Source organism: Gluconobacter cerevisiae (genome assembly GCF_015244675.1).
Taxonomy (GTDB): Bacteria; Pseudomonadota; Alphaproteobacteria; order Acetobacterales; family Acetobacteraceae; genus Gluconobacter; species Gluconobacter cerevisiae.
The window spans coordinates 73752-90771 of the sequence record NZ_JABCQO010000001.1; the positions used below are offsets into that span (position 1 = coordinate 73752).

Below are 17020 nucleotides of genomic sequence, written 5' to 3' on the forward strand. Positions count from 1 at the left end.
TGGGACCGTCAGGAAACGGTCGGGACGCTGCACGAAACAGAGCGTCCGGTAACTGTGTGAGGTAGGAGGCCGGACATTCAACCCGGATAAAACTCACTGCGGCTGCTTCCTTCCGGACCTGACCGGGTTGGCAAGGTATCCGTCCAAAGCCGACCTCCCGGCGCTCTCCTAACACGGAGACAGGGGTATCTGACAACCCCCAATCATCAGAGAGCACCCTCATTTTCGCATCTTATTCGCCGACAGCCGCACCGCCCATGTGCCGCGGGTCAGCCGCGCCATAGATCAGGCCGTTTTTCGGAGCCGACAGGCTCGGATGCTCGGCCAGGATACCTTCAGCCGCACCCCAGGGCCGATGAGGTGACAGGGCGTAACCTTCAGCTTTGAGGGTTTGCATGGTCTCATCGGACAGCGCGCCTGGCTCAAGCTCAACAGCAGAAGGCTCCCACTGCTCATGAATTCGCGGCAGATCCACAGCCTGACGAATATCCAGACCGTAATCAATCACACCAATAATGGCGGACAGCGTGATCGTCGGGATACGTGAACCACCGGGACTCCCGATTACCATGACAGTCTTTCCATCACGCGATACGATTGTCGGCGACATTGAAGACAGCGGCGTCTTGCCCGGTGCAATCGCATTCGCTTCCGAACCGACAATACCAAACATGTTCGGCGCACCAGGCTTGGACGAGAAATCGTCCATCTCGTCGTTCATCCAGATACCGGTATGACCACCCATCACACCTGCACCAAACCAGCCGTTGAGCGTATAGGTTGCCGAAACGGCCGTTCCTTCGTGGTCGAGCACAGAAAACTGTGTCGTCTCGTGCTTTTCCTGCGTGTCAGGGGCAGCCTGTGCCACGGGAGCGGGAAGCGGTTCCCCTGCCCTGAGCGTGCTGGACGACAGGGCGTGATCCGTCGGAATACCCTGCCGGATCTGATAGGCGTAAGCCGGGTCGATCAGATGTTCGACAGGATTGTGGACGAAATCCGGATCGCCCAGATCGCGCCGGTCGGAATAGGCATGCCGCATGGCCTCGACCTCGCGCTGTACGGCAGGCGCCGTATGCAGGCCAAGGGCGTGCATGTCATAGCCGGAGAGAATGTTCAGGATTTCGCAAAGCGCAACGCCACCACCGCTCGGCGGCGGAGCCGTGTCGATCGTATAGCCCCGATACGTGCAGCGGATCGGGTCAAGATGACGGATATGATAGTTCTGGAAATCGGAAAGCTGAAGAATCCCGCCGCCTTCGGTACTGGCACGCACAATCTCTTTCGCGATCGGACCGTCATAGAACGCCTTCGGCCCCTCTTTCGCGATCAGTTCCAGCGAGGACGCCAGATCCTTCTGCACCAGACGGTCGCCCGTCTGAAGCGGCGTACCATCAGGGCGCAGATAGAACGCGCGGGCATAGGGATCATGCTGGAAATAGCGCGTCGAGGTGTGCAGAAGATCCGCATCGCCCTGATTCAGAACGAAGCCATCCCGGGCCAGTGCAATCGCTGGTGCCATAACCTGGGCGCGCGGCAGATGTCCCCATTTCTGCAGAATGGAATCCAGCCCGGCGACCGTGCCCGGAATGGCAACGGCTTTCCAACCTTCGGTGGACAGATTCGGAATGACTTTGCCTGAAGCGTCCTGATACATCGTAGCCGTAGCAGCAGCCGGTGCATGTTCACGGAAATCGACAAAAACCGTCTGGCCGGTTTTCAGGCGCAGGGTCATGAACCCGCCACCCCCGATATTTCCCGCTGCGGGATAGACCACCGCCAGAGCATAGCCTACGGCCACGGCCGCATCGACGGCATTACCACCCTGTGCGAGGATTTTCGCACCGGCATCGGACGCGAGATGCTGGGCCGAGACCACCATGCCATGACGACCCGAAGTCAGCACTCCGGCGCTCACCTGATCCGGCCCGAAGGCTAGCGGATCATGCGCCGAACTCAGCGCCTGCGGAGCCGCATTCGCGAGCGTCGTGCCGCTGATCAGGGCCGTAGCGAGAAGAAGCGAAAACGCTCTCATGCGGTCTCTCCATAAGGAGGCTTGGTGTAGCCTTTGGGGGACAGGGTGAAAATTTCGCAACCATCAGCCGTCACGCCGACCTGATGCTCGAACTGGGCAGACAGGGTGCGGTCACGGGTCACGGCTGTCCAGCCGTCATCAAGAATTTTCACGTCTGGACGACCGATATTCAGCATGGGCTCGATCGTGAAGACCATGCCCTCCACGAGCTTCACACCCTCACCGGGACGCCCATAATGGAGGACATTCGGCTCAGCATGAAAGTCGCGGCCAATGCCGTGACCGCAGAAATCACGCACAATGGAGAAGCGGTTGGCTTCCGCATATTCCTGAATGGCATGTCCGATATCGCCAAGCGTCTTACCGGGGCGCACCTGTGCGATGCCGCGCATCAGGGCCTCATAGGTCACATCGACCAGATTTTCGGCCTTCTTTGGCGCCTTGCCAACGACATACATGCGTGAACTGTCGCCGTACCAGCCGTCCAGAATGGAGGTGACGTCGATATTAACGATGTCACCGTTGGACAGCTTCTTCGGACCGGGAATACCATGACACACAACATGGTTGATCGAAATACAGCAGGATTTCGGATAGCCGCGATAATTCAACGGAGCCGGAGTGGCACCGTGAGCAAGCGTGAAATCATGGATAAGCTGGTTCAGCTCTTCCGTGGTCACGCCTGGCTGCACATGGGGAGTGATCATGTCCAGCGCCTCTGCCGTCAGACGGCCGACGCGATGCAGATGTTTGAAATCGTCCTGATCGTAAAGAACGATGCCCCGTGCGTTATCCATACCTGCTGCCCGATCCTTCAATCTTCAAAAAGCCCGGACAAAATGCGTCTGTCCGGGCTGGATCGCAAGGCGGCAGGTCAGATTTTCAGAATCAGCTGTGCCGGGAACGCTTTTTGCGAGCGACAACATGGCGCACGCTGACCATGTGTACGGCCGCCCCATGATGGGAAATCCGTCCATAACGGCGCGGAGACGTCGGCGCGTCAGCAACCTCCATAGGTCGCGAGGATGCCAGCAGGAAACCGCGATGGAAGCGACCACGACGGCTGGCAGAGGCCATCAGGATGCCAGACGGTGCAGCAGGATGGAGCAGTGGCTGGGGTGCAACGCCTTCATCCGCAAAGCCTTTATCCAGCAGTGCCACCATTTCCATGGAACGGCGCGCATTGCTCGAAGAGCCCATGACTACGCCGATCAGACGTACATTGCCGCGCTGGGCAGAGGTGATGAGATTGTGGCCAGCCAGATCGGTATAGCCCGTCTTGAGACCATCTGCTCCCGCATAGATTTTCAGCATCGGGTCATGATTCGGAACCATGCGCCGATGGAAATAGAAGGAAGGAACGTTGAAATAGTGATAATATTGCGGGAAATCCGCGATCAGGTGCTGCGAGAGCAGGGCCAGATCATGCGCTGTCGTGACCTGATCGGGATCAGGAAGACCGGACGCATTGCGGAAGGTCGTGTTAACCATTCCCAGAGCCCGAGCCTGCTGCGTCATAAGCTGGGCGAAGCGAACTTCATCCCCACCGCCAAGAAATTCGCCCAGAGCGCAGGCGGCGTCATTGGCAGATTTCGTCACCAGTCCAAGAATGCCCTGCTCCACCGTCAGCTTCGTTCCCGGAACGAGACCAAGCTTAGACGGCGCCTGAATGGAGGCGTGGATGGAGACCGGAACCTGTTCGTCCATCGTGATCTGATGGGCTTCAAGGGCGCGGAATGTCAGATAAAGCGTCATAAGTTTGGTCAGAGACGCCGGGTAACGTTGCAGCTCGGCGTCTGTCGCTGAAAGAACTGCACCGGTGCGAGCGTCCATTACAAAGCTTGAGACGTGCCCGGCATACTGTGCCTTGGCCGATCCCAGCCCCATGGCCGTCATAGCGCACAACAGAAAAGCTTTCTGGAACGGGAAACGCATTTACTGACAGCCTCTGAACGGAACGTCGTCTCGGGAAGAATTTCGGGCTCTGGAGCCACCTGTATGACAGGCAGTCTAGGCGCATTGAAAACTCCCCGTCCACCAGCTTTGGAGGACTTTCCTTAATTTTTCGTAAGCAGGGCGAAAAGAAGGCAGCATCGTGGCACCTGGCGCATAAAAACCTTATTTCAGGGGCTTGCAGCCCTTCTCAAGACCGAAATTCGCACCATATCATACCAGTCATGTCTTCTTGTGATCTTATCCCCTGTCTGAACGACCTCTCCGGTGTCGCTTTGTCGCGACCCCCATCTCGTATGGGGCCGGAGTCTCCCGAGTCCATTCCGCCTCACAGGCCGGACCAGAGAGACGGGGATCAGGACCTTGATGTCAGCGTAGTGGTGCGCCCCAGAACCCGGACGCGTAAACCCTCCATGTACAAGGTTCTGATGCTCAACGACGACTACACGCCCATGGAGTTCGTGGTGCATGTGCTGGAGCGTTTCTTCGCCAAAACCAGGGATGAGGCGACCTCCGTCATGCTTCAGGTTCATCAGCGCGGCGTCGGAGTCTGTGGGGTGTTCACCTATGAAGTGGCTGAAAGCAAGGTGACACAGGTGATGGATCTGGCACGCCAGAACCAGCACCCCCTTCAGTGCACGATCGAGAAAGACTGATCCGTCTGACAGGCAGAAAAGCCCGGGCGCAAGATAATTTCTTGTTTCCCTCTGCGTTTCTGACTGGCGTTACACGTTACTCCGCGACAAGATACCTTTCCTACGAGAGGTCGAGAGGAGCGCCATCACATGCTGTCCCGTACGCTCGAACAGACACTCCACCGCGCCCTGACATTCGCAGGTGACCGGCGTCACGAATATGCAACCCTCGAACATCTTCTGCTCGCGCTGACAGAAGACGATGATGCGCTGACGGTTTTCCGGGCCTGCGGCATCGATCTCGACAAGCTGCGTTCCGATCTGACGGACTTTCTGGACAAGGACCTGGCAGGACTGGCCGCGGAACGTCCAACGGAACCCAAGCCGACCGCAGCTTTCCAGCGCGTGATCCAGCGTGCGGCGATCCATGTTCAGAGCACGGGCCGCGACGAGGTCACGGGCGCGAACGTGCTTGTGGCTCTGTTCGCCGAGCGCGAAAGCCATGCCGTCTATTTCCTGCAATTGCAGGACATGACGCGGCTTGATGCGGTCAATTTCATTTCGCACGGCATTGCCAAAGCACCCGATCGTGGCGCTGGGCGTCGTCCGGCTGCGGCTTCCAAAGACACATCCGAACGTGAGGAGCGTAAGGAAACAGCCAAGGAAGGCGCACTCGCGACCTATTGCGTCGATCTGAACGAACGTGCGCGTGAAGGGCGGATCGATCCGCTCATCGGCCGTGATCAGGAGATCGAACGCACCATCCAGATCCTGTGCCGCCGCACGAAAAACAATCCGCTTTATGTGGGCGATCCGGGCGTCGGCAAGACGGCGATTGCCGAAGGTCTGGCCAAACGGATCGTGGAAGGCGAAGTACCGGACGTTCTGCTGAACAGCACGATCTACTCGCTGGACATGGGCTCTCTTCTGGCCGGAACGCGCTATCGCGGAGATTTCGAAGAGCGGCTGAAGGCCGTGGTGACGGAAATGGACCAGACCCCTGGCGCCATCCTTTTTATTGACGAAATCCACACCGTGATTGGCGCAGGTGCGACTTCGGGTGGGGCAATGGATGCGTCCAACCTGCTCAAGCCTGCTCTGGCTGCGGGGACGCTGCGCTGCATCGGCTCGACAACCTATAAAGAGTTCCGTCAGCATTTCGAGAAAGACCGGGCACTCGTCCGCCGCTTTCAGAAAATCGATGTGCCAGAGCCCTCGGTTGAAGACGCGATCAAAATTCTCCGCGGCTTGAAGGGCACATACGAAAAGCACCATAAGGTCCGCTACACGGAAGAAGCGCTTCGTGGTGCAGTCGAACTAGCGGCCAAGTACGTCCATGACCGCAAGCTGCCAGACAAGGCGATCGACGTGATCGACGAAGTTGGTGCTGCACGGATGCTTATCCCCGAGAACAAGCGCCGTAAAACCGTGACGCTGAAGGACGTGGAAGAGGCCATCGCCAAGATCGCCCGTATCCCGCCCAAGAGCGTTTCGGCCGATGACCGCGAGACCCTGCGCCATCTGGAGCGGGATCTGCGGAACATGGTCTTCGGGCAGGACAAGGCGATCGACGCACTGGCTGCGGCCATCAAGCTGTCGCGTGCCGGGCTGCGCGATGCGGAAAAGCCGATCGGTAACTATCTGTTCTCCGGCCCCACCGGCGTCGGCAAGACGGAAGTCGCCAAGCAGCTTTCCAACTCGCTCGGGATCGAACTGATCCGCTTTGACATGTCCGAATACATGGAGCGTCATTCGATCTCACGTCTGATCGGTGCGCCTCCGGGCTATGTCGGGTTCGATCAGGGCGGCCTGCTGACAGATGCGATCGACCAGCATCCGCACGCGGTTCTGTTGCTGGACGAAATCGAGAAAGCTCATCCGGACCTGTTCAATGTTCTGCTTCAGGTCATGGATCATGGTCGCCTGACGGATCATAACGGCAAGGTTGTCGATTTCCGCAATATGATCCTGATCATGACCACGAATGCGGGTGCAGCGGACCTGTCCAAGGAAGCGATCGGATTTGGACGGACGGTGCGGAGCGGCGAGGACGAAGAGGCTGTCAAACGCCTGTTCACGCCAGAATTCCGTAACCGTCTGGACGCGATCATTCCCTTCGCCAATCTGACGCCGGAGACCGTTGGGCGCGTGGTCGAGAAGTTCGTGCTTCAGCTCGAAGCCCAGCTTGCCGACCGCCATGTGACGATCGAGATTTCCTCGAGCGCCAAAGAATGGCTTGCGGAGCGTGGGTATGACCGGCTGTACGGCGCGCGCCCACTGGGACGCGTTATTCAGGAGTACATCAAGAAGCCTCTGGCCGAAGAACTGCTCTTCGGAAGACTGGCTCAGGGCGGTGCCGTCCGGATTGGTATGAAGAACGGCGCACTCGACTTCGATATTCTCGAAGGCGGAGAGGACGCCAAGGGCGAGGATGGCGCTTCGAAGAAAGACGAAGCGACAAGCTGAAGCCTTGCACTCAGGAGAAAGGCCCGGGAGACACTGTCTCGCCGGGCCTTTTTTGTTACTGGTAGCGGGTACCGTTCACCACGACATAGCCGGGCCAGGGCCATTTGCGGCCTGTGCCATGATGCGTCCAGTCCACGCCCTGACGACGCAGGCTGTCATAATAGTAGCGACCCTGCACCTCGACCTTATCGCCCTTGCTGACCCAGGGCCATTGTGGCGCATTCATCTGGTCCAGATCGGAGACGATCCGGATGGAGATCCCCTGCCCGACCGACAGATAGAAATAGCCGTGCCAGCCGCTGCGGGTGCGTTTTGCTCTGGGGGAGACCGCCAGCACCTGTCCGCACAGATGCGCGGGCAGGTCGATGCCAGTCGGGCCGCTCTGTTCCAGCCCCTGCTGGTCGGCGAGAAATCGGGCATTATCACACTGTGCTGGCATGCCATGCGTGTTGTGGGAGGCAACATTCTGGCCGAAAAAGCCCTGAGCGGACGCAGCCAACGGCGTGCACAGCAATGCCGCACCAAGCATGGAGAGCAGACGGGATGTCATGAAGGGATTTTCTCCTGTCGGGGTGGCCCTGTCTGTAGCTTGGCCGCCGTAAGGTCTGGGCCAGACACAAAAAAGCCCGTCCCGAAGAGGGGACGGGCCTTTATGCTGCTCCGCAATAACGGATCAGGGTGCTTCGCTGGGGCCTTCACCAGCCGCAGCCTCGGCCTTGGCGGCTTCGCTGACGGCCGGGCGTGCCGGTGCGCCATCCGTGATCATTTCGAGCTGGCCCGTGATCTGACCACCATCCTCGACCTGAAGACGACGGCACTTGACCTTGCCAATAAGGCGACCGGTCGCACGGATCGTGAGGCTGCCATTGACGGTCAGGGTGCCGTCGATCGTGCCCGCCAGTTCCGCGTCCTCAACCTCGACACCGCCCCGGAAAACACCGCCATGCGTGACTTGAAGCTCGGCAGCATGGATCATGCTGGACTCGACCGTGCCTTCAACGACGAGGCGCTCGGCGTCCTGCACGGAGCCCTGAACGCTGATGCCACGGCCTACAACCAGCGTACGACGCTCGGGACCGGTCTGGCGCGGTGCGCCCGGAACGGCGGCCACACCGGGGCGCGGTGCCCCTGCCGGCGTTACGCCCGTCGGAGAATTGGAAGACGGCGGTGCCGGGAAAGGGGTACGACCCATGGGCGCGGGGTCCTTCTGCTGGTTGGGCTGCTGGGCAGGTGGGGGACTGGAGGGCGATCCGGATCCTGACGCGGGAGCCGTCTGGCTGGGAGCGTCCGGCCGGTTGGGGAAAATGGGCTGACCTGCAAGTTTGCCGTTCTCGACAGGCTTGGAGTCATCTTCCGGTTTGCGTCTTCTGAACAAGGAAACCCCGCTGCGGATCTGGAAAAGAACACTCTAATTCTGTCTCGGACGTCTCCCCGACGATCCTTTGCGAGAGCAGGGCGCTCGCAGACAGAACATTCGGGAGCCGGTCTTTCGACAAGGCTACACGCTCACGACCCGGCGGGACAAGACGCGCATTTCCATAAATGTGACGAAATCTCACGGATGAAAACGGCATCGGGTGAACCGGGAGTTGGCGTGAACCCAGAGGGGACCTATGATCGTGTTGATTTAATGGCGCAGTCTGCCCGTTAAATGTTTTTTTCTGAAGTTTTCAGCGACCTGACCGGAGTTCCAATGTCTGCACCCCAGCATGACCTTCTGTGTATCGGCAATGCCATCGTCGACGTTCTCGCCCCAGTGGGCCAGGACCTGATCGACGGGCTTGGCGCTGCTGCCGGGAGCATGACCCTGATCGACGCTGCCACGGCGCATGCCATCGAAAGCCGCGTGGATATCGAAAACGTGACAGGCGGCGGGTCCGGCGCCAACACGGCCGTCGTGGCGGCCCGCATGGGCGCAAAAGTGGCCTATCTCGGCAAGGTGACGGCTGACGAAGCTGGCGACCATTTCACGCGCGATATGCGCGAGCAGGGTATTACTTTCCCGTCCGAGCCGCTTCCGGCCGCTGACGGTGTACCGACCGCACGCTGCATCGTTCTGGTGACGCCCGAAGGCCAGCGCACCATGTTTACCTATCTCGGCGCCTGCACGGAGTTCACGCCCGAGGACGTGCATGAATCCGTCGTGGCGGATGCGGCCATCACCTATCTGGAAGGTTATCTGTACGACAAGCCGCAAGCTCAGGAAGCGTTCGAACACGCTGCCCGCCTGGCCCGCAAGGCAGGCCGTCAGGTCGCTCTGACGCTGTCCGACACGTTCTGCGTGGAACGCCATCGCGCAGCCTTCCACGAGCTTGTAGCCGGCCATGTGGACATCCTGTTCGCCAACGAGGCCGAGCTTCTGGCCCTGTACGAAGTCACGGATTTCGAAGAAGCCATCACGCAGGTCTCCGCCGAAACAAAGCTGGCCGTCATCACACGTAGCGAAAAGGGTGCGGTCGTGATCGGCGAAGGTGAGCGCCATGACGTCCCGACCACGGAAGTGAAGGTCGTGGACACCACAGGCGCAGGCGATGCGTTCGCGGCTGGCTTCCTCGCCGGGCTGAGCAAGAAGCACGACCTCGTCACCTGTGCAAAGCTGGGCAATCAGGCTGCCGGTGAGATCATCACCCGTTACGGTGCCCGCCCGACCGAGACGTTCACGCTGACGGCCTGAAACGTGTCTCTGGGCTAGTCTTACAGATCGGCCCAGCCAATGCGGGTGACCCCAGACTCGTCGAATGTCTCCCGCACAGCCGGGTCCAGAAGCGCGGCCAGTTCGCCCTCCTGCTCATAACCCGGCATGAAGCGCTTCATCATGGCGTCCTGAGCCGTGGCGGGGTGAAAATAGATTTCGCTCGTGCCCACCGGCAGACGCGGAATGAGTCCGCGGATATGGTCCGGCGTCATATGGCCGGACCAGCGCAGCCCGAAACACCAGTCATTGGTTTTCAGCCCCGCCTTGCGGATCTGGTGACGCAGCACGCCGATCCAGTGACGCAGAGCGCGGTCTCCCAACGTATCGTTGGCTTCAACAGGCTCCGGCGGTTCAAAGGGGGAGCGGACAGCCCGCACCCCATGTTTCAGACCGGACTCGATCAAAAAGCGCCCCACCGTCGGATGCAGATGCATGTGTTTGTGAGCATTGGCATGATCGAGCGTCAGCCCACTTGCCGCAAAGGCCCGAAACTGGGCTTCGATTTCGCGACGCAGGGCGCTCCGGGCCTGCGGACTGAAGAAATACTCCACACCCAAACGCGGCTGGTTCCGTCCAAACCACCCCTGCTCGTCCGTAATGGCGGGCAGATCGAGCACGGACTTGCCCTCGATCGCCACAACATGCAGCCCGACCCTCAGAGCCGGCATCGTCTTCGCCCGGCGGATGGCATCTTCGGCGGCATCCCCGGCGACCATCAGACTGGCCGTGGACAGGATGCCGTTGCGATGGGCCTGTTCGATAGCCTCGTTGACTTCGAGACTCATACCGAAATCATCGGCGGAGACGATGGCGCGGCGCAGGGAGTTGGATGTCATGGCGGATCTCACAAAAAAGGGGCCATGACATGCGCCATGACCCCTGAAAAATAATACGTCAGGCGCGCGCCGTTCAGGCGGCGTGACGGTCCTTGAGGAACTGGAAGAACTCCACGCCTTCGCGCAGACGACGCTTCATCATCTGCGGGCTGCGGATCATCTCGTTGACGATGGAGGCGATCTTGGAGCCGCGGAAGTAGAACTTGCGGTAGAATTCCTCGACGCTCTCAAAGATTTCCGTATGCGACAGATGCGGATAATGCAGCGGTGCGATCTGCACGCCACTCTCATCGATCAGTTCGGCTTCCGCCTCGTTCAGCCAGCCGTTTTCCGTAGCCTGCTTGTGCAGGAACGTGCCGGGATACGGTGCGGCCAGAGAAACCTGCAGGGTGTGCGGGTTGATCTCTTTGGCGAACTGGATCGTCTCCTGAATGGTCTCCTTTGTCTCGCCCGGCAGGCCGACGATGAAGGTTCCGTGGATCTTGATGCCCAGTTTGTGGCAGTTGCGCGTGAATTCCTTGGCCGTCTCGACCAGCATGCCCTTCTTGATGTTGTGAAGGATCTGCTGGTTGCCGCTCTCGTAACCAACCAGCAGCAGGCGCAGGCCGTTTTCCTTGAGAACCTTCAAGGTGTCGTAAGGGACATTCGCCTTGGCATTGCAGGACCATGTCACGCCGAGCTTGCCCATTTCACGGGCAATGGCTTCGGCGCGGGGCAGGTCGTCCGTGAAGGTGTCATCATCGAACATGAATTCCTGCACTTCAGGGAAGTACTGCTTGGCCAGACGCACTTCGGCAGCCACGTGCTCTGGGCTGCGGGTCCGGTAGCGATGTCCGCCGACTGTCTGCGGCCACAGGCAGAACGTGCAGCGCGACTTGCAGCCACGGCCCGTATAGATCGAGATGTAGGGGTGTTTCAGATAGCCGATGAAGTAGTCGTTGATGTTGAGGTCACGCTTGTAGACCTCGGTCACGAACGGCAGGCTGTCCATGTCCTCGATCATCGCGCGCTCTTTGTTCGCGACGATCTCGCCCTTCTCGTTACGCCAGGTGATACCGTCCACTTCCGCGAGCGGCTTGCCTTCGGCGATTTCCTTGATGGTGAAATCGAATTCGTTGCGGGCCACGAAGTCGATCGGGGCGCCCTTCTCCATGCTTTCATTCGGCTGGACAGCAACCTTCGCGCCGACCATGCCGATCATGATCTTGGGATTGGCATCCTTGATCATCTGCGCAACGCGAACGTCGGAAGCGAAGGATGGCGTGGACGTATGGATGACGACGAGGTCGCGATTCTTCACGTCTTCGAGGATGGGGTCCATGCCCATCTTGGCCGGCGGGGCGTCAATCAGGCGCGATCCGGGAACGAGAGCAGCCGGCTGGGCCAGCCACGTCGGAAACCAGAAAGACTTGATCTCGCGCTTCGCCTGGTAGCGGGAGCCCGCGCCACCGTCGAAGCCGTCAAAGGAGGGAGGCTGGAGAAAAAGGGTTCTCATCATGATCGGACACTCTTTCGGGTGGCGCCGGCCTGGAGCGAGGGGGCGCAGGACACGGAATTACGTTTTCTTCGGGCGATATGGACCGTTCTGCCCCGCCATGCAACGCGCGATCCGCGGGCACTTCCCACCATAATGGCCGCAGAAAGCCAGTCACGAATGACCAGAAGCGGGATTACACTTGGAAGCGGACAGTTCGTGGCACGGTCCATGATGCGGCTTCCAATGGCGCGTAACAGCCATGTTAGAAGCAGCAGGAGCCATGTCCACCAGGCATTCGGGCGGAACAGTACGGCCGTTACCGCCCAGAACAGGGGAAGCTGGATGGACGACAGGCCATAGCCGACCGGAGCGACATTCTTGACGGTGCGTCCCCAACGCAGCTCATGAGCCAGCAGCTCACCAAGCGAATGTTCACCCACGGTCGTATGAGTCAGCGTGGGCGCAATGACGATGTTTTCGCCTCGCGCCCGGATGAGCTGTCCCAGCTCTGCGTCATCAGCCACATGATCGACCAGCGCCTCAAGGCCACCGATCTCTTCAAGGGTTTTACGCCGCAGGGCCATTGTGGCCCCCAGACAGTCCTGACGCCCCAGAAAACGGGACATCATCACGCCGGGCAGGAAATTATGATTGATCTGGCAGGCACCGAGTTGCTGAACAAGCGTCCCGACAGCAGGACGACCAGCATATAAAGTAGTGACCAGACCAGTCCCCTGCTCTTCCAGACTCGTCACGACATGACGAAGATAGCCGGGGCTCGCATGAATATCGGAGTCGGAAATCACGATAATGTCATGACGGACCTTCCCGTACATGTTCATCAAATTCCCGACCTTGCGGTTCGGACCATATTCGCGCGGATCGATCACCACGCTGACCGGAACCTGCGGATGACGCACCCGGAGTCGTTCGATAACGGCCAGTGCAGTGTCTTCCGCGTCCTGCACGCCAAAGACGATCTGGAAGTCTGGATAATCCTGCGTAAAGACGCTTTCCAGCGCATCTTCCAGCAACGGCTCATTACCGTGCAGGGGCTTCATGACCGTGACAAAAGGCCACGTCCGATCCGACAGACACAGCGCCTCATCGGCATGACGCTCCGTGCGACGGAACCGGGCGAGCAGGAGGGCGCCCGTCAGCGCCTGTAGATTTCCAGCGGCTGAAACAAGGGCACAGACGCTGGCTGCGATGGTAAGAGGTAAGGGCACGACGGTGTTCTAGCCTTCCCGAACGCTTTTGGGAAAGACTGCCGTCGCAGGACCGGACTCAGTCATGCAGGAAATGGGCAGTCTTGCTGTCCAGATGATCCGCCAGACCGTTGGCGCCGCCCTGACTCAGAGCCCCTCCGAAATCGGAACGCTGCGCAGCGACCTGACTGATATGAGCGTTCAGCAGAACGTCCGTAATCCGCCAACCCGATGCACTGTTCGTCATGATGTAGTCGATGGGCACGGCATTGCCCCCATCAGTGCCGCCGATCGTCGTATCGACAATCACGCCACCAGTCGGGTTCTGGCGCGTCTGTGGGGAAACGGTGAAGGCCGCCTGCGCCTGAGGCTTAAAGGACGCGGCATAGTGCGCGATCGTGAACTGACGGAACGAACCCAGCAGACGCGCACGGTCCGAGGGGCTCAGACTATTGTAACGCACGCCGACCGAACGGCGGAGAATCGCTTCCAGATCAAAGGCATGATCCACGGCAGGAGCGATCATCGCTGCACGCTGCTGGGCGGTTTTCCCGGTCTTCTGGGCAGCCTTCAGAGCGTCATACAGAGCTGCGACAGGCGCCACGGCAGCGGCGGAATCCGCTGGCATCTCCACATCCGTTGCATCAGCCAACGCTGCCGGGGAGAGAGCCGTCAATGCAACAGGCCCCGTCAGGAGGCAGGCAGACAGAAGAGGCAGAGTCATTTTCGGGGAAAAACGGCAAATCATGATCGTACTTTCGTCCTGGTAGACAATTCCGGGCATAGAGATCAGGTTCATGACACATTGTATCAAGTTCCCTGTATCAGGTTCTGGCATCCATAAAGCCATCTGTGCTCGATTAGCCACAGGGCCGGTACGAATTATGCCGTCTGACATTGAGGCGAACACGACAATGGGTCTATAGGCAGTCAATCTAATGCCCGATGGTTCTTCACGTTTTCCGGTTTTCAGAACCGGGACAGAAAATGAAGGCCACGGGCCATCCACGATGTGCAAGGCCCCGGGCGCCCTGATGGACGCATTTTCCGGAGGCTAGAACCAGAGGATTATAATGGCCGTTCCTTTGATGCAGGCTGTCCGAGTCGGACGGTACGTTGTCAAGCAGCACCTCACGGGCCGCAAGCGATATCCGCTGGTCCTGATGCTCGAACCGCTGTTCCGTTGCAATCTGGCATGCGCCGGTTGCGGCAAGATCGACTATCCCGCGCAGATCCTGAACCAGCGTCTCAGCCTTCAGGAATGCCTGGATGCCGACACGGAAGCCGGTGCCCCTGTCATTGCAATCGCCGGTGGTGAACCCCTCCTGCACAAGGAAATGCCCCAGATCGTCAAAGGTTTGATCGGGCGGAAAAAATACGTCTACCTGTGCACGAACGGCCTGCTGCTGGAGAAGAAACTCGACGATTACGAGCCCTCCCCGTTCTTCTCCTGGGACGTGCATCTTGATGGCGATCAGGTGATGCATGACTCGTCAGTATGTCAGGACGGCGTATACGACCGTGCCGTAGCAGCCATCCGCCTTGCGAAATCCCGCGGCTTCCGCGTCTCGATCAACTGCACTGTTTTTGACGGAGCCGTTCCCGAGCGTCTCGCAGCCTTCTTTGATGAAGTCATGGCTCTGGGCGTTGACGGCATCATGACGGCGCCGGGCTACGCCTATGAACGCGCCCCGGATCAGGAGCACTTCCTGAACCGACAGAAGACGAAGCAGCTTTTCCGCGACGTTTTCCGCCTCGGAAAAGGCAAGAAGTGGCGCTTCACGCAGTCCCCGCTGTTCCTGAACTTTCTGGCGGGCAATGAGAACTACCATTGCACGCCCTGGGGCAAGCCGCTGCGCACGGTCTTTGGTTGGCAGCGTCCCTGCTATCTGCTGGGCGAAGGCTATGCCAAGACCTTCAAGGAGCTGATGGACGACACGGCATGGGAGCAGTACGGCACAGGCGCATACGAGAAATGCGCCGACTGCATGGTGCATTCCGGTTACGAGTCCACCGCCGTCATGGATGCTGTCGCGCGTCCCTGGCATATCGCCAAGGTGGCTCTGTTCGGACCGGAAACCGAAAAGCCGATGGTTCCGGAGATCTCACTCGCCAACCAGCGCCCTGCCGAATACGGTTACGAAGAGCAGGTTCAGCAGCAGATGGAACGCATCTCAACAGGTGCCAAGCCAGCCCGTGGCCCGCGCGTCCGCGTTAATGGCCGCCCCGCAGCCAATACAGTTTCAGAAGCTGCCGACGCAGCAGACTGAGAACGGATCTTCTTTAAATCCGCATGAAAACCGGCTCCCTGTGAGCCGGTTTTTTTGTAACCACAGCTTCGCATCTACCGTGGCCGAATGAAGGGCATGGTATCCGTCAGTCGTCCTGTTATGATCGGGCTATTCATTATTCCGGCCGGACCATGCTGACCCCTATTCTTGTTATCTGCCTGCTCATTTTCCTCAATGCCGTGTTTGCCATGGGAGAAATGGCACTCATTTCAGCAAAACGGCCACGGCTTGAGGTTCTTGCCAAGCAGGGAGTCCGGGGCGCTACAACCGCTATCCGGCTGGCAGAAGATCCACACAGCTTTCTACCGACCGTCCAGGTCGGCATGACGCTTGTTTCGATTCTTGAAGGTACGTTTGGCGGCAGCCAGATGGAAGGTACCGTCACTCCCTGGATTGCGGACATTCCTTCGCTGCGTCCGATTGCCAGCGAAATCTCGATGGTTCTCGTCGTCGCAATCATCACCTTTGCCATGTTGGTTTTCGGTGAACTGATCCCCAAACAGATTGCACTGCAACGCCCGGAAGCCATTGCCTCACGTCTGGCGTGGCTTCTGGTCGGCGTCGCGCGTGTCGCACAGCCAATCGTCTGGCTGCTAAGCGGCACATCCTCGCTGGTGCTCCGCATGCTCCGGATCGGCCCTCTGACGCGCGCGGCTGTCACGGAAGAAGAGCTGAAAGCTGTTCTGGCCGAAGGCGCACGGGCTGGCGTGCTCGAAACCGACGAACAGGCCATGATCGAACGCCTCCTGCGTCTGGCGGACCGCCCGGTGAGAGCGATCATGACGCCGCGCAATGAGCTCTTCTGGATCGACAGGCATGCAGATCAGGAAACACTGGTCCGCAAATTGCGCCAGACTTCCTACGCCCGGATCGTGGTTTGTGAGGGAGATGTCGACCACCCTGTCGGCGTTATTCTCGCCAAAGACATCATGGATCGGCTGCTCCTGAAACTACCGGTTTCCGTGGATGCTGTCCTGCGTGAGCCTCCCGTTATTCCGGACAGCCTCAGCGCACAGGACATGATCGAGCGTATGCGCGGGGTCAATCTGGGGATTACGTTCGTTCTGGACGAATACGGTTCGTTTGAAGGAATCGTCACGCCGTCGGACGTTCTGGAAGCAATCGTTGGCGAAGAAAAAACGGAGTCGTCTTCGTCTGAACTACAGGCGGCCGAAGGCGAAGACGATTATGTCTTTGAAGGCTTCATGCCTGCGGATGAATTACGCTCGCGCCTCAACCTTCCGGAGCTTCCCGGCGCTGGAGGATACCACACCCTTGGCGGTGTTATGCTGGCGCTTCTCAGGCGCGTTCCTGCGCGGGGAGACAAGGTCGCGTTCGGCGGATGGCTGTTCGAAGTTCTGGAAATGGACCGCCGACGCGTTGGAAAGGTTAAGGTCAGCCGACAAATTCTTGCCGAGGACTGACCT

14 protein-coding genes and 1 other RNA gene are annotated in these 17020 nt (G+C 59.3%); 5 read left to right on the forward strand and 10 right to left on the reverse strand.

Annotation, left to right across the window (positions count from 1 at the left end; genetic code table 11):
- Positions 1 to 61: 61 nt before the first annotated feature.
- From ffs to HKD21_RS00315, 4 genes are all read right to left on the reverse strand, one after another.
- An RNA gene (gene ffs / locus HKD21_RS00300) (signal recognition particle sRNA small type) lies at positions 62 to 158 on the reverse strand.
- A gap of 74 nt (positions 159 to 232) precedes the next feature.
- Positions 233 to 2032 (reverse strand): gamma-glutamyltransferase, encoded by a 1800-nt coding sequence (gene ggt, locus HKD21_RS00305; RefSeq protein WP_194253703.1) that lies wholly within the window; start codon positions 2030 to 2032, stop codon positions 233 to 235.
- Positions 2029 to 2829 carry a type I methionyl aminopeptidase gene (gene map, locus HKD21_RS00310; protein ID WP_194253704.1) on the reverse strand — a complete coding sequence of 267 codons (801 nt, stop codon included), beginning with the start codon at positions 2827 to 2829 and terminating at the stop codon, positions 2029 to 2031. The genes ggt and map overlap by 4 nt, the downstream gene beginning before the upstream one ends.
- Before the next feature lie 91 nt (positions 2830 to 2920).
- Complete coding sequence (locus HKD21_RS00315; RefSeq protein WP_194253705.1) at positions 2921 to 3967, reverse strand: D-alanyl-D-alanine carboxypeptidase family protein; 1047 nt, start codon at positions 3965 to 3967, stop codon at positions 2921 to 2923.
- Positions 3968 to 4281: 314 nt separating this feature from the next.
- Between HKD21_RS00315 and clpS the strand changes: the two genes are divergently transcribed.
- Both clpS and clpA read left to right on the forward strand, forming a co-directional pair.
- Positions 4282 to 4641 carry an ATP-dependent Clp protease adapter ClpS gene (clpS, locus tag HKD21_RS00320; protein WP_194254054.1) on the forward strand — a complete coding sequence of 120 codons (360 nt, stop codon included), beginning with the start codon at positions 4282 to 4284 and terminating at the stop codon, positions 4639 to 4641.
- A 129-nt stretch (positions 4642 to 4770) separates the two neighbouring features.
- A complete protein-coding gene (gene clpA / locus HKD21_RS00325; protein ID WP_194253706.1) occupies positions 4771 to 7086 on the forward strand; it encodes an ATP-dependent Clp protease ATP-binding subunit ClpA in 2316 nt (771 codons plus the stop codon).
- Between the two features lie 55 nt (positions 7087 to 7141).
- On the opposite strand, the gene HKD21_RS00330 is transcribed toward clpA, so the two are convergent.
- Both HKD21_RS00330 and HKD21_RS00335 read right to left on the reverse strand, forming a co-directional pair.
- Entirely contained in the window at positions 7142 to 7636 is a 495-nt protein-coding gene (locus tag HKD21_RS00330; RefSeq protein WP_194253707.1) for a DUF3465 domain-containing protein, read from the reverse strand.
- A 123-nt stretch (positions 7637 to 7759) separates the two neighbouring features.
- Entirely contained in the window at positions 7760 to 8461 is a 702-nt protein-coding gene (locus tag HKD21_RS00335; protein ID WP_228120641.1) for a bactofilin family protein, read from the reverse strand.
- Positions 8462 to 8779: 318 nt separating this feature from the next.
- Here HKD21_RS00335 and HKD21_RS00340 point away from each other — a divergent pair, with 318 nt between their 5' ends.
- Entirely contained in the window at positions 8780 to 9760 is a 981-nt protein-coding gene (locus tag HKD21_RS00340) for an adenosine kinase (protein WP_194253709.1), read from the forward strand.
- A 20-nt stretch (positions 9761 to 9780) separates the two neighbouring features.
- On the opposite strand, the gene hpnK is transcribed toward HKD21_RS00340, so the two are convergent.
- The 4 genes from hpnK to HKD21_RS00360 form a co-directional block, all read right to left on the reverse strand.
- Positions 9781 to 10617, reverse strand: a complete 837-nt coding sequence (gene hpnK / locus HKD21_RS00345; RefSeq protein WP_194253710.1) for a hopanoid biosynthesis-associated protein HpnK — start codon at positions 10615 to 10617, stop codon at positions 9781 to 9783.
- Between the two features lie 73 nt (positions 10618 to 10690).
- Positions 10691 to 12115: a hopanoid biosynthesis associated radical SAM protein HpnJ gene (gene hpnJ / locus HKD21_RS00350; RefSeq protein WP_194253711.1), complete on the reverse strand. Its 1425-nt coding sequence runs from the start codon at positions 12113 to 12115 to the stop codon at positions 10691 to 10693.
- A complete protein-coding gene (gene hpnI / locus HKD21_RS00355) occupies positions 12112 to 13323 on the reverse strand; it encodes a bacteriohopanetetrol glucosamine biosynthesis glycosyltransferase HpnI (RefSeq protein ID WP_194253712.1) in 1212 nt (403 codons plus the stop codon). Before hpnI ends, hpnJ begins: the two co-directional genes overlap by 4 nt.
- A gap of 58 nt (positions 13324 to 13381) precedes the next feature.
- The gene (locus tag HKD21_RS00360; RefSeq protein WP_228120644.1) at positions 13382 to 14101 is read right to left on the reverse strand and encodes an ABC transporter substrate-binding protein; all 720 of its coding nucleotides are present in this window, start codon (positions 14099 to 14101) and stop codon (positions 13382 to 13384) included.
- Positions 14102 to 14375: 274 nt separating this feature from the next.
- Between HKD21_RS00360 and hpnH the strand changes: the two genes are divergently transcribed.
- Both hpnH and HKD21_RS00370 read left to right on the forward strand, forming a co-directional pair.
- Positions 14376 to 15572 carry an adenosyl-hopene transferase HpnH gene (gene hpnH / locus HKD21_RS00365; RefSeq protein ID WP_194253713.1) on the forward strand — a complete coding sequence of 399 codons (1197 nt, stop codon included), beginning with the start codon at positions 14376 to 14378 and terminating at the stop codon, positions 15570 to 15572.
- Between the two features lie 152 nt (positions 15573 to 15724).
- Positions 15725 to 17017, forward strand: coding sequence for a hemolysin family protein (locus HKD21_RS00370; RefSeq protein ID WP_194253714.1), 1293 nt, complete (start codon positions 15725 to 15727; stop codon positions 17015 to 17017).
- Positions 17018 to 17020: the final 3 nt, after the last annotated feature.